This window comes from Plesiomonas sp. (assembly GCF_051652165.1).
GTDB lineage: Bacteria > Pseudomonadota > Gammaproteobacteria > Enterobacterales > CAMTGL01 > Plesiomonas.
Map to the genome: position 1 here is coordinate 1 of NZ_JBOFTR010000013.1, position 14,047 is coordinate 14,047.

Below are 14,047 nucleotides of genomic sequence, written 5' to 3' on the forward strand. Positions count from 1 at the left end.
CGTGAGGCTTAACCATACAACGCCAAAGTTATGTTGGACGATGAGAGTCCGAGCCGATGTTTTTAAGAGTAAAAACAGTATTTATCAGTGAATTTCCGGATTAAGCGTAATGGCTGTCAGATGATAGCGGTTATGTAGAAAGAATAGAAGAATTTGCCTGGCGGCGATAGCGCGGTGGTCCCACCTGACCCCATGCCGAACTCAGCAGTGAAACGCCGTAGCGCCAATGGTAGTGTGGGGTCTCCCCATGCGAGAGTAGGGAACTGCCAGGCATCAAATAAGTAGAAAGCCCATCCGAAAGGATGGGCTTTTTGCGTTTTGGGTTTTGGCAACGGTTGTGCGTCGTGGTATTTAGATAGGGATATTTTTGGCTGGATCTTGAGTAAAAAGCACATTATTATGGATTTCTAGATGTCTAAACGTTTATATGGATATAACGAGAGGTCGACTGAATGCCTATCCGTATTCCCGATGAGCTACCTGCAGCTCAGGTGTTGCGTCAGGAAAATATCTTTGTCATGCCTGAATCACGTGCTGTGCATCAAGATATTCGGCCATTGAATGTCTTAATCCTCAATTTAATGCCCAAGAAAATTGAGACTGAAAACCAGTTTTTACGTTTACTCTCTAACTCATCCCTCCAGCTAAATATTGAGCTGTTACGTATTGATCATCGTCCTAGCCATAACACACCACCTGAGCATTTAGATATGTTTTACCGTAGCTTCAGCCAGATTGCTGATAAAAACTACGATGGTTTGATTGTTACTGGTGCTCCGCTGGGATTGGTTGAGTTTGCTGATGTGGCGTATTGGGATCAAATTCGAACATTGATTGAGTGGTCAAAAACACATGTTACATCCACACTGTTTGTTTGTTGGGCGGTACAGGCAGCATTAAATGTGTTGTTTGGATTACCGAAGATGACGCGTGAAGAGAAGTTGTCAGGCGTATACGAGCATGAGGTGCTTGATCCGCTCGCGCCTTTAACACGTGGATTTGATGAGGTTTTTTTAGCACCACACTCGCGCTATGCTGATTTCCCTGAGCAAATAATTCGCCAATATACGGATTTACATCTTTTATCCCGCTCTGAGCAGGCAGGGGCTTACTTGTTGGCAAGCCAAGATCGGCGGCAGGTGTTTGTAACTGGGCATGCTGAATACGATACGCTGACATTGGCGGGTGAGTATCAGCGAGATTTGGCTGAGGGGTTATCGCCAAAGATCCCAGTTAATTACTTTCCTGATAATAATCCGGCCAATCGCCCGATGGCAGCTTGGCGTAGTCATGGCCATTTGTTGTTCAGTAACTGGCTTAATTACTGTGTTTACCAAATTACACCGTATGATTTGCGTGTAATGAAGCCGACACTGGAATAAGAGTTAGTGCCGAGGGGATGAGTGTGTCTGAATGGTTATTTGTTTTATATCCTACAAAAAATATCGTATAAAAAAGGGCTCTTAGAGCCCTTAGTTTTTTCATAAATACAGAAGATATAAAGATAAAGCGGGCTCGGCGCGACAGGCGATATTCTAATTAGTGTGGAAGTTCTGTATTTGGGTGCTTGTGCTCTTTTTTGGAAGGCTCCACACTTTTTGATTTAATGATCATGCGCTCAATAGAAGAGCCTTGAATCAAAATTGAAAACAGAACCACGGCATAGGTCATTACCAAAATAAGATCACGGACATCAGTATGCGTTCCGGCGACAAACGCGGTTCCTGCCGGAATGGACAGCGCCATGGCAAGAGCCAAACCGCCGCGCAGACCACCCCAAGTCAATATTTTCAGGGTATATGGGTTGTAGGTACGAAAGCGGCGGAAAGCGATAAATGGCACAGCAACACTGATATAGCGTGCAAGCAGACAGACCGGAATAGCCAGCAGCATCAACAACATGCCTTGTGGGGTTAGATCGATCAGCAGTAAACACAAGCCAATTAACAGGAACAAAAGCGCATTGAGGAAGTGATCAATCATCTCCCAGAAGTGATCCATATAGCGTGAGCTTTGTTCGGAAAACCCTTGATAGCGTGTCCAGTTGCCGACCATGATACCGGCAACAACCATGGCTAGCGCACCGGAAACACCGAGCATGTTGGCCAGAGCAAAGCCGGCGGTAGGTACGAGTAGGGTAATTAATTGCTCCAGACTACCGTCATCTGTGGCACAGATCAGTAAATGGGCAATATAACCAATCACCAAACCATACACTATCCCGCCAAGTGCTTCGTGTAAAAATACTTCCGAAACATCAAGAAACGTTGGTGAGCGCCCGCCAAATGAAACGGCAAAAATGGTGACAAAAATAACCAAGCCTACCCCATCATTAAACAGCGACTCTCCTTCCACTTGCATGGAAACTCGGCGCGGAGCATTGAGCTTTTTGATGATCGCTAAAACGGCGATAGGGTCGGTTGGGGAAATTAATGCACCAAACAGCAAACAGTGAATAAATGCCATGTTAATGCCGATCAGATGAGTGATCCCATAAGTAGCAAAACCGATCAAAAAGGTCGAAAACAGGGTTGAGAATAGGGCAAGTACGGTGATTTCCCACTTTTGATCTTTGAGTACGGGCAGTTTAATGCCGAGCGCGCCTGCAAAGAGTAAGAAGCCTAAAATCCCTTTTAGCAGGAAGTTTTGGAAATCGATCTTTTCCACAATGCCTTGCGCAATGCTTTCAATATTAAACCAGCCAACATGCCCTGCAATAATTAAAATTAATGAACAGAGTAGCGCGCCAGCAGTAATAGCGATGGTTGTTTGAACTTTACTGATGAACTGATTTAAGTAGGCAATCATAATCGCGATAGCGGCTAGAAAGCACAAGGTGTAATAAACACTCATAAAACCCTCAAAATATGTGTTCGATAGACAGTTTACCCGTAATAGGTGCGGTTACTGTGGGTAATTATCCTATGATATGAGGTTTAGGTAATGGATTATTTTTACATGAATGTTAAACGTGGATAAATAGCTCGGTTGCTTTAGCCATCTAGATTTCTAATTGTTGTAATTATGGTAGGATGTTGTGAAGCCGTAGCAAGGAGTGCAAGAGGGAATCATGGTAGAGCCACGCGTATTAAGTAGCCTAGAACAGCAGTTAGCCAAGCGAATTTTGATTATTGATGGTGGCATGGGCACAATGATCCAGCAGTATCGGCTGCAGGAGGCCGATTATCGCGGAACGCGGTTTGCCGATTGGCCGAGTGATCTGAAAGGCAATAATGATCTGCTGGTATTAACCAACCCGAGTGTGATTTCGGCTATCCACGATGCCTATCTTGAGGCCGGTGCAGATATTTTAGAGACCAATACGTTCAACTCAACGTCAATTGCGATGGCCGATTACCAGATGGAATCATTGGCGGCTGAGATGAACTATGTTGGCGCACAGTTAGCGCGTGCTTCTGCCGATGCGTGGAGTGTTAAAACACCAGAGAAACCACGTTATGTGGCAGGGGTTTTAGGGCCAACTAACCGCACCGCGTCTATTTCGCCAGATGTAAATGATCCTGGCTTTCGTAATACCTCTTTTGATCAATTGGTTGTTGCCTATCAAGAGGCAACACGTGCGCTACTGCGCGGTGGCGTTGATCTGATCATGATTGAAACGATTTTCGATACCCTGAATGCAAAAGCGGCTGCATTTGCCGTTGAGTCAGTATTTGATGAGGTGGGTTACCGTTTACCGATTATGATTTCGGGTACGATCACCGATGCATCAGGTCGAACGTTGTCAGGGCAAACCACCGAAGCATTTTATAATGCCATGCGTCATGTGCAGCCGCTCTCATTTGGGCTCAATTGTGCACTTGGGCCAGATGAGCTTCGCCAGTATGTGGCTGAGTTATCAAGAATTTCTGAGTGTTATGTGTCGGCACACCCGAATGCAGGTTTACCCAATGCGTTTGGCGAGTACGATTTGGGCCCTACGGAGATGGCTGACCATATTCGTGAGTGGGCACAAAGTGGCTTTTTGAATATGGTCGGCGGTTGTTGTGGTACAACGCCGGCACATATTGCTGCAATGGTTGTTGCCGTGGAGGGGCTTGCACCGCGCCCATTACCTGTTTTACCGGTAGCCTGCCGTTTATCGGGTTTAGAGCCTTATGCGATTGATCCAAAGACACTGTTTGTGAATGTGGGTGAGCGTACCAATGTGACCGGCTCGGCAAAGTTTAAACGCCTGATTAAAGATGAAAAATATGATGAGGCGCTAGATGTCGCGCGTCAGCAGGTTGAGAGCGGAGCTCAGATCATCGATATCAACATGGATGAAGGCATGCTTGATGCTGAAAAAGCCATGGTGCGCTTTTTAAATTTGATCGCCTCTGAGCCTGATATTGCTCGTGTTCCGGTGATGATTGACTCCTCAAAGTGGGAGGTGATTGAAGCTGGGCTAAAATGTGTTCAGGGTAAAGGCATTGTTAACTCAATTTCGATGAAAGAGGGCGAGGAGAAATTTCTGGCGCAGGCGCGTCTGGTACGCCGCTATGGTGCCGCGGTGGTGGTGATGGCGTTTGATGAAGCTGGGCAAGCTGATACCCGAGCCCGTAAATTTGAGATTTGTCAGCGTGCTTACCGGTTGCTCACCGAACAGATTGGTTTCCCACCGGAAGATATTATTTTTGACCCGAATATTTTTGCTATTGCGACCGGTATTGAAGAACACAACAACTATGCGGTTGATTTTATTGAGGCGTGTGCGGATATCAAACAGCACTTACCGCATGCCTTAATTTCTGGTGGCGTATCGAATGTCTCATTTTCGTTTCGTGGGAATGATTCGGTGCGTGAGGCTATTCACGCGGTATTCCTGTATTACGCCATTCGTAATGGGATGGATATGGGCATTGTGAATGCCGGCCAGTTAGCTATTTATGATGATCTTCCTGCGCAATTGCGTGATGCCGTTGAGGATGTAGTGCTAAACCGCCGTGCCGATAGCACGGAAAACCTGCTGGCGTTGGCTGAGAAATATCGGGCAGCAAAAAGTGGTGAAACGGAAGACAAACAGGCAGCAGAGTGGCGCAGTTGGCCGGTGAGTAAGCGGCTTGAGTATGCGCTGGTGAAAGGGGTTACCGAGTTTATTGAGCAAGATACCGAAGCTGCTCGGCAGGAGGCTGAAAAACCACTGCATGTCATTGAAGGCCCGTTGATGGCCGGCATGAATGTGGTCGGTGATCTGTTCGGGGAAGGTAAAATGTTTTTGCCGCAGGTGGTTAAATCTGCGCGCGTGATGAAGCAGGCGGTTGCCTATTTAGAGCCCTATATTCAGGCCTCAAAACAGCAGGGAGCTTCAGCGGGTAAAATTTTACTGGCGACCGTAAAGGGCGATGTGCATGATATCGGCAAAAATATTGTTGGGGTGGTTTTGCAGTGTAATAACTATGAAATCATCGATTTAGGTGTGATGGTCTCGTGTGAGAAGATCCTTAAAACAGCCCGTGAACAGAATGTCGATATTATCGGTCTATCTGGATTAATCACCCCTTCGCTCGATGAAATGGTGCATGTAGCCAAAGAGATGCAGCGGCAGGGCTTTACCGTTCCGCTACTGATTGGCGGAGCGACCACGTCAAAAGCCCATACTGCGGTAAAAATTGAGCAAAACTACAGCGGCCCGACAACGTACGTACAAAATGCCTCACGTACGGTCGGGGTCTGCTCTGCACTGTTGTCTGAAACGCAAAAAGAGGATTTTGTTGCGCGTACCCGCCGTGAATATGAACAAGTACGCGCACAATTTGCCCGTAAAAAACCGCGTACACCGCCGATCACTCTGGCACAAGCGCGTGCCAATGCAGTAAAAATTGATTGGGAAAACTACCAGCCACCGGTGCCAAAACAGCTGGGCGTGCGTGAAGTGGCCGCCGATATCAGTACGTTGCGCGAATATATTGATTGGACTCCATTTTTCATGACCTGGTCTTTGGCCGGCAAGTATCCGCAAATTTTGCAAGATGAGGTTGTCGGTGAGGCCGCGCAAAATGTGTTTGCCGATGCTAACGCTATGCTCGATCAACTGGCTGCCGATCGATCTTTGCAACCGCGTGGAGTGATGGGGCTGTTTGCCGCTAACAGTGTTGATGATGATGTGGTTATTTATGCTGATGATAGTCGTCAGCAGGTGTTAGCGGTCAGCCACCATCTGCGTCAGCAAACGGAGAAAAGCGAGTTTCCCAATTACTGTTTGAGTGATTTTATGGCCCCACAATCTAGCGGAAAAGCCGACTATTACGGCGCATTTGCAGTGACTGGGGGGTTAGAAGAGCATGACTTGGCCGATGCGTTTGATGCCAAGCAAGATGACTACAATAAAATCATGGTGAAGGCGATAGCCGATCGGTTAGCCGAGGCGTTTGCAGAATATTTGCATCAGCAGGTACGCCAATCGTTTTGGGGATATGCGCCAGATGAGCAACTCAGTAATGAGGAGCTAATCCGTGAGAATTATCAGGGGATCAGACCAGCACCGGGCTATGCAGCTTGCCCTGAGCATACCGAAAAAGCAGCTATTTGGTCATTGTTACAGGTTGAGGAGCGTATTGGGATGCGTCTGACGGAGTCCTATGCCATGTGGCCGGGGGCATCAGTATCGGGCTGGTATTTTAGTCATCCTGACAGTAAATATTTTGCAGTAGCACAGGTACAACGTGATCAGATTCAAGATTATGCCGCCCGTAAAGGTCTGTCGGTTGTGGAAGCCGAACGTTGGCTGACACCTAATTTAGGCTACGATCCGGAAGATTAAGGTGACATTTGCTGCGGGTGCTGTGCTGCGGCACCCGCAAAGCGGTGGTTACGTTGGTTATCACTGCTCTAATAGCCGCTGGTGCAGTATTTGCACCACGCGGTCAGCATCAGAGCCTCGTGTTAATAGACATAAATTGTGGGCACTTGCGCCATAACTGATCATGCGGATATTCACGTTACTCAGTGCATCAAAAATCTGCTTACCAGCCCCCGCCGTTTGGCTCATCTGATTGCCAATCAGTGCCACGAGTGCTAAATCGTGTTCCACTTCTACCCGGCATAATTGGCTTAAGGCTTCGAGTAGCGAATCGGTCAATAAGCTTGCGCCAGAAGAGGCGGATCCGGTTTTATCCAGCGTCAGCGCAATACTGACTTCTGAGGTCGTAATCAGATCAACCGATATTTTGTGCTGTGCCAGAATATTGAACACTTCCGCTAAAAACCCCTGTGCATGTAGCATACTCAGGCTATGCAGTGTCAACAGGATCTGATCACGGCGTACGGCCAGTGCCCGAAACAGTGGTTTTTGTTTGGCATTACGGGTCACCCACGTACCACCGGCTTTCGGACTTTTGCTTGAACCGACAAACACCGGAATATCACTGCGCACTGCAGGCAACAACGTGGCGGGATGCAAAATTTTAGCACCGAAGGTGGCCATTTCTGAGGCTTCAGAAAAACTGATTTCATTGATTCGAGTTGCCTGTGGCACTATCCGCGGATCGGTGGTGTAGATCCCATCAACATCGGTCCAGATAATCAGGCTATCGGCACGCAGGGCTTCGGCCAGCAGAGCTGCACTGTAATCACTGCCGCCACGACCAAGGGTGGTGGTTTTATTGTGCTCATCAGCGCCAATAAACCCTTGGGTGATGATAATGCTGTCGGCCAGATGCGGCATGATCAGCTGCTCACTCAGGCGTGCTGTTTCGGCAATATTGGGTGTTGCGCGACCAAAGTGGCTATCGGTGCGCAGCACTTTGCGAATATCGACCCATACGGCCTTGATACCACGCTGGGTAAGCAGTTCGGTAAACAGCAGCGTTGACATCAGTTCACCGTGACTAATGAGCTGATCAGTCAGTGCCGGTGATGTCGCAAGGCTGGCGGCTTCTGCCAGTGCGCTGACATTTTCGAGCATATGCTGAATGGCGCTGACCGTTGCCGGTGGATTGCCTAAATCACGCAAAATAGCGTGCTGGATTTGGCGAACTTCATTGAGGTAGTCAACCCGTTGGTCAGCATCACAGCCATTGGCTAAAGCGACCAGTAAATTGGTAACACCTGCCGAGGCAGAGAGCACCACGACTTTAGTGTGTTGATCATCCAAAACAATCTCGGCACAACGGCACATCGCCGGATGGTTGGCGACACTGGTTCCGCCAAATTTGGCAACAGTCAGATAAGACATCATGAAAATTCCTCGTGACCTCGAAAATAGTCCTTACGTTCTTGGCACGTAGTCCGCAGAACCGAGAAGGGGTAAAGCAAGCAGCGGGAGTCGCAAATGCGAACGGAATTTAGCCAAAAATCCGGGGAGTGATATACCCAAATGCCGATGAAAATTCCTGCACCCAGAAGCGCTCCACCGATAACGGTGACAGCCCGGAGGATTCAGCCTCCGTAGCCGATCATGTTGCATCCGCCGCAACACAATCTCGGCATACACTCCCCTTGCGGATAGTCACTGACTGCGGTGTCGACTACCCGTTACCTGAATGATGCACCTCTTCTGGCCTGCTTGCCCTCAATCCATATACGGTGGCAAGCAAGGTTGACACCAGAAATATCGGTTTATTTTTAAGCTGTCAATCAAATTGTTAATCAATGTGATTATTGCGATTATGGCCAAGCCTTCCGATACTAAACTGTGTGTATTCTTCCGGTTAGCCAACAAGGAGTGTTCCGATGCATTTACATTCATTTATCCCACCACGGCGGATTTTAATGGGCCCAGGCCCGTCAGATGTCAGCCCGCAAGTGTTACAGGCGTTATCACGCCCAACCATTGGCCACCTTGATCCGCTGTTTATTCAGATGATGGATGAGCTAAAAGCGTTGTTGCAGTACGCCTTTCAGACCGAAAATCCGTTTACCATTGCCGTCTCTGCGCCCGGTTCGGCGGGAATGGAGGCCTGTTTTGTCAATATCGTTGAACCGGGTGATAAAGTGCTGGTATGCCGCAATGGTGTGTTTGGCGCGCGTATGGCCGAAAATGTTGAACGGGTAGGTGGGCAAGTGGTGCTGGTGGAGGATGCATGGGGCGCACCGGTTTCGGTAGATAAAGTGTCGGCCGCGTTGTGTGCCGATCCCGACATTAAAATCGTGGCCTTTGTGCATGCTGAAACCTCAACCGGCGCATGTTCAGATGCGCAAGCACTGTGTCAGCTGGCCCGCAATCACGACTGTCTGACTATTGTGGATGCGGTAACGTCGCTTGGCGGCGTGCCACTGTATGTTGATAAATGGGGTATTGATGCCGTCTACTCTGGCAGCCAGAAGTGCTTATCTTGTGTACCGGGTTTATCACCGCTGTCGTTTTCAGCCCGTGCGTTGGCAAAAATACAGGCGCGTAAAACCAAGGTGCCCAGCTGGTTTTTAGATCAAACCTTAGTGTTGGGATACTGGAGCGGCAGCAGTAAGCGCAGTTATCACCATACCGCACCGGTGAATACGCTATATGCCTTGCATGAATCCTTGTTGCTGTTGCAGCAAGAGGGGCTGGAAAATGCGTGGGCCAGACATCGTCAGATGCACACCGAACTGAAAGAGGGCTTGCAGGCGCTAGGATTGCAGTTTGTGGTGGATGAAGCATACCGTTTACCGCAGTTAAATACCGTTTATATTCCTGCAGGTGTTGATGATGCACAGATCCGATCGCGTTTACTCAGTGAGTACAATCTTGAGATCGGTGCCGGATTGGGGGCGCTGGCCGGAAAAGCGTGGCGGATTGGGCTGATGGGCTATGCCGCCCGCCGTGAAAATGTCGCGCTATGCCTTAAAGCCCTGCAGGATGTTTTGCGTTAAACACGTGTGCTGACATCTATAACCTAACTGCGGTGACCAGATAACGCTATCTTTACTTGATGATGGTTTGTTACCTGAGATCAACTGAACCTGATATAAACCAAAAGGGGCGTTCGCCCCTTTTGGTGTTATTGCCGTGACTGTTGATGGGCTATGAACGCTGTAATATCGGCTTTAAAAAACGTGCCGTATGTGAAGTGGTTGACTGCGCCACGGTTTCCGGTGTGCCTGCCACCAGAATTTCACCTCCACCGCTGCCCCCTTCTGGGCCTAAATCGACCACCCAGTCCGCTGTTTTTATGACATCCAGATTATGCTCAATTACCACAATACTGTTGCCATGATCGCGCAGCTTATGCAGTACGGTCAGTAACTGCTGAATATCAGCAAAATGCAGACCAGTGGTTGGTTCATCCAGAATATACAGCGTTTTGCCGGTATCACGTTTTGACAACTCACGTGCCAGCTTCACCCGTTGCGCCTCACCGCCCGACAGCGTCGTCGCTGACTGGCCTAACCGGATATACGACAGCCCAACATCCATCAGCGTTTGCAGCTTACGCGCCAGTGCCGGAACTGCATCAAAAAATGCGCGCGCATCTTCGACGGTCATATCCAGCACCTCATGAATGCTCTTGCCCTTGTACTTGATCTCCAGCGTTTCACGGTTGTAGCGTTTACCTTTGCACTGATCGCACGGCACATACACATCAGGCAAAAAGTGCATCTCCACTTTGATCATGCCATCGCCCTGACACGCTTCACAGCGGCCACCCCGCACATTAAAGCTAAAACGCCCCGGTGTGTAACCGCGAGTACGCGATTCAGGTACACCCGAAAACAACTCACGAATCGGCGTGAAAATACCGGTATAGGTTGCCGGATTTGAGCGCGGAGTCCGACCAATCGGGCTTTGGTCAATATCGATCACCTTATCGAAATGCTCTAGCCCCTGAATATCACGGTATGGCGCAGGCTCATCTGCCGTAGCCCCATTGAGCGCACGGTGGGCGATACGGAATAATGTGTCATTAATCAGGGTTGATTTTCCGGAGCCAGACACACCGGTCACACAGGTAAATAGTCCAACAGGAATCGACAGCGTGACATTCTTTAAATTATTGCCGGTTGCCCCAATCAGTCGCAACACCTTGGCCGGATCAGCCGGTGTCCGCACCTTCGGGATCTCAATAGCTTGAGCACCGGAAAGATACTGGCCGGTCAATGAGGCCGGATTAGCCATAATTTGTGCGGCAGTTCCCTCAGCAACTATCTCACCGCCGTGAACTCCGGCTCCCGGACCAATATCAATAATATGATCTGCGGCTAAAATCGCATCTTCATCATGCTCAACTACGATCACCGTATTTCCCTGATCGCGCAAATGCACCAGCGTTTGCAATAGCCGCTCATTATCCCGCTGATGTAAACCAATAGAAGGCTCATCTAGCACATACATCACCCCGACCAGCCCCGCACCAATCTGGCTGGCTAACCGGATCCGCTGTGCTTCTCCGCCTGACAAGGTTTCTGCTGAACGCGCCAGCGTCAGATAATTCAGACCCACGTTGACCAAAAACAGCAACCGATCCTGAATCTCTTTGAGCACCTTCTCCGCAATTTGCGCTTTTTGCCCAACAAACTGTAGCTGGTGGAAGAACGTCAGCGCATCACCAATACTCATCTGCGTGATATCCGGCAGCGTTGTTTCTGCCACAAACACATGCCGAGCCTCCTCACGTAAACGGGAACCGTGGCAACTGGCACACGAGCGGTTATTGATATATTTTGCCAGCTCCTCGCGTACCGCCATGGACTCCGTCTCTTTATAGCGGCGCTCCATATTGTGCAACACCCCCTCAAAAGGGTGGTGGCGCACCGTGGTATCCCCACGATCATTAATATACTTAAACTCAATGTTCTCGCGGCCAGAACCTGATAACACCGCTTTTTGTACCCGTGCAGAAAGTGAACTAAACGGTGCTTCAATATCAAAATCATAGTGCTCCGCCAATGATTTCAACATCTGGAAATAGTAGAAATTACGCCGATCCCATCCTTTGATTGCCCCGCCAGCTAAAGAGAGATCCGCGTTTTGCACCACCCGATCAGGGTCAAAATATTGTTGAACCCCTAAGCCATCACATGTTGGGCATGCACCGGCCGGATTATTAAACGAAAACAACCGCGGCTCTAACTCATGCATACTGTAGCCGCATTGTGGACAGGCAAAATTAGAAGAGAACACCTGCAATGCTGTTTGCGGATTATCCATATCCGCAATCGTCACCGTACCACCTGACAGTGCTAGTGCCGTCTCAAAACTCTCGGCTAACCGCTGTGCTAAATCAGCCCGTACCTTAAAGCGGTCAACTACCACCTCAATCGTATGCTTCTTATGCAACTCAAGCGTTGGTGGGTCAGAAAGATCACACACCTCACCGTCAATTCGGGCACGAATGTACCCCTGTGCCGCAAGGCTCTCTAGCGTCTTACTGTGCTCACCTTTACGCTCTTTAATAATCGGTGCCAGTAACATCAGCTTACTGCCCTCAGGCAGACTCAGCACATTGTCCACCATCTGGCTGACCGTCTGCGCCGCCAATGGCACATCATGTGTAGGACAGCGCGGCTCACCTACTCGGGCGAACAGCAAACGCAGATAGTCATGGATCTCAGTGATAGTCCCAACGGTCGAGCGCGGATTATGAGATGTTGATTTTTGCTCAATGGAAATTGCCGGTGACAACCCTTCGATATGGTCAACATCCGGCTTTTCCATTAACGATAAAAACTGGCGCGCATACGCTGAAAGTGACTCGACATAGCGCCGCTGCCCTTCGGCATACAGCGTATCAAAAGCCAAAGATGACTTTCCTGAACCGGAAAGCCCCGTGATCACAATTAACTTATCACGCGGAATGATCAGATTGATATTTTTCAGATTATGGGTACGTGCACCCCTGACCTCGATCTTATTCATACAGCCACTTCAGGTAAACGGGAAGAATTTTAGTATCGCATAAAAGTTAAAAAACTGAATAGATATCCAGTAATTCACCGCGTATGAATCTATGTGCAAGCATGTCCACTGCGAACTGACTTCCCAATCTCCTGTCCTCTTCAAGTTCTTTTGGTAAATCTCCCCAACATTCAGGTTGACCGTGTTACACTCAGCGGTTAGAAAGTGAATCAATACCACAACCCAACCAAGCGGAGAGAGTTATGGCCAGAGGTGGCATTAACAAAGTCATACTGATCGGTAATTTAGGGCAAGACCCTGAAGTGCGTTACATGCCGAATGGCAATGCTGTTGCCAACATCAGCATCGCGACCTCTGAAAGCTGGCGCGATAAGAACACCGGCGAGCAAAAAGAGCTCACTGAATGGCACCGTGTTGTCCTGTACCGTCGACTGGCTGAAGTTGCCGGTGAATACCTGAAAAAGGGCGCAAAAGTTTACATTGAAGGCAAACTGCGTACCCGTAAATGGCAGGATCAGAGCGGCCAAGAGCGTTACACCACCGAAATTCAGGCAGATGAACTGCAAATGCTTGATACCCGTGGCGGCATGGGTGGTGCACCAAGTGGCCAATCACAGCAAGGTAGTTGGGGTCAGCCACAACAACCTCAAAACCAGAACTTTGCTCCACAATCCGCTGCCCCACAAGGTGGTTACAACAACGCCCCAGCGCAAAACAACTACAATAACAATAACGCAGCGCCTGCTCCGGCCAATAACAACGCCGGTTTTGGTAATGCAGAACCACCAATGGATTTTGACGACGACATCCCGTTCTGATAAACCCACGCACCTTGTTATCCTAAAAACCGCCTTGCAGTTTAGCCTCAAGGCGGTTTTTACATCTATCTATATAGATAGTGCAAAATAGATTGAACAAAACAGTCACCCACTTACCCCTCACCTAACCCGACAGGCCTCTTTTTCTTCTTATATTCCTCTTTCTATATATAAGAAATATGTAAGATCAGAACCTAAAAGCAAAAATAACCACAAAAACCTCTTTTTTTAGGGATATAGCCTCGTTCTGCTCCCTTAATTGCCGTTATTTCCATCTGTTCGTACAGCATTTAAGCAAACAGAAAAAAAACGCACATCTTCCCTTGCACCAAACGCAAAACTCCCTATAATGCGACCCCACTGACACGGCAACCGTGATGAAAATCACTGAATGCTAACAGTAAAGAATAAAACGCTTTTAAGGGATGTGAAAAACAGACCTTGACAGCCAAAG

General features: G+C 48.7%; 7 protein-coding genes, 1 rRNA gene and 1 riboswitch. Of the genes, 5 read left to right on the forward strand and 3 right to left on the reverse strand.

Annotation, left to right across the window (positions count from 1 at the left end):
• Positions 1 to 156 precede the first annotated feature (156 nt).
• Together rrf and metA are read left to right on the forward strand one after the other, a co-directional pair.
• Positions 157 to 272, forward strand: a 5S ribosomal RNA gene (rrf, locus tag ACRC53_RS07970).
• Positions 273 to 452: 180 nt separating this feature from the next.
• Entirely contained in the window at positions 453 to 1,382 is a 930-nt protein-coding gene (metA, locus tag ACRC53_RS07975) for a homoserine O-succinyltransferase MetA (protein WP_438642946.1), read from the forward strand.
• A gap of 157 nt (positions 1,383 to 1,539) precedes the next feature.
• On the opposite strand, the gene ACRC53_RS07980 is transcribed toward metA, so the two are convergent.
• Entirely contained in the window at positions 1,540 to 2,853 is a 1,314-nt protein-coding gene (locus tag ACRC53_RS07980) for a cation:proton antiporter (protein ID WP_438642947.1), read from the reverse strand.
• A 217-nt stretch (positions 2,854 to 3,070) separates the two neighbouring features.
• Between ACRC53_RS07980 and metH the strand changes: the two genes are divergently transcribed.
• Complete coding sequence (gene metH / locus ACRC53_RS07985; protein ID WP_438642948.1) at positions 3,071 to 6,763, forward strand: methionine synthase; 3,693 nt, start codon at positions 3,071 to 3,073, stop codon at positions 6,761 to 6,763.
• 60 nt (positions 6,764 to 6,823) lie between these two features.
• On the opposite strand, the gene lysC is transcribed toward metH, so the two are convergent.
• Positions 6,824 to 8,176, reverse strand: a complete 1,353-nt coding sequence (gene lysC, locus ACRC53_RS07990; RefSeq protein WP_438642951.1) for a lysine-sensitive aspartokinase 3 — start codon at positions 8,174 to 8,176, stop codon at positions 6,824 to 6,826.
• A gap of 159 nt (positions 8,177 to 8,335) precedes the next feature.
• Positions 8,336 to 8,505: riboswitch (Lysine riboswitch) on the reverse strand.
• 168 nt (positions 8,506 to 8,673) lie between these two features.
• Between lysC and ACRC53_RS07995 the strand changes: the two genes are divergently transcribed.
• On the forward strand, positions 8,674 to 9,792 hold the full coding sequence (locus ACRC53_RS07995) for a pyridoxal-phosphate-dependent aminotransferase family protein (RefSeq protein WP_438642949.1): 1,119 nt from the start codon (positions 8,674 to 8,676) through the stop codon (positions 9,790 to 9,792).
• A 151-nt stretch (positions 9,793 to 9,943) separates the two neighbouring features.
• Here ACRC53_RS07995 and uvrA read toward each other — a convergent pair whose 3' ends face one another.
• Entirely contained in the window at positions 9,944 to 12,775 is a 2,832-nt protein-coding gene (uvrA, locus tag ACRC53_RS08000) for an excinuclease ABC subunit UvrA (RefSeq protein WP_438642950.1), read from the reverse strand.
• A gap of 242 nt (positions 12,776 to 13,017) precedes the next feature.
• Here uvrA and ssb point away from each other — a divergent pair, with 242 nt between their 5' ends.
• On the forward strand, positions 13,018 to 13,593 hold the full coding sequence (gene ssb, locus ACRC53_RS08005; RefSeq protein ID WP_438621683.1) for a single-stranded DNA-binding protein: 576 nt from the start codon (positions 13,018 to 13,020) through the stop codon (positions 13,591 to 13,593).
• The last annotated feature ends 454 nt before the right edge of the window (positions 13,594 to 14,047 follow it).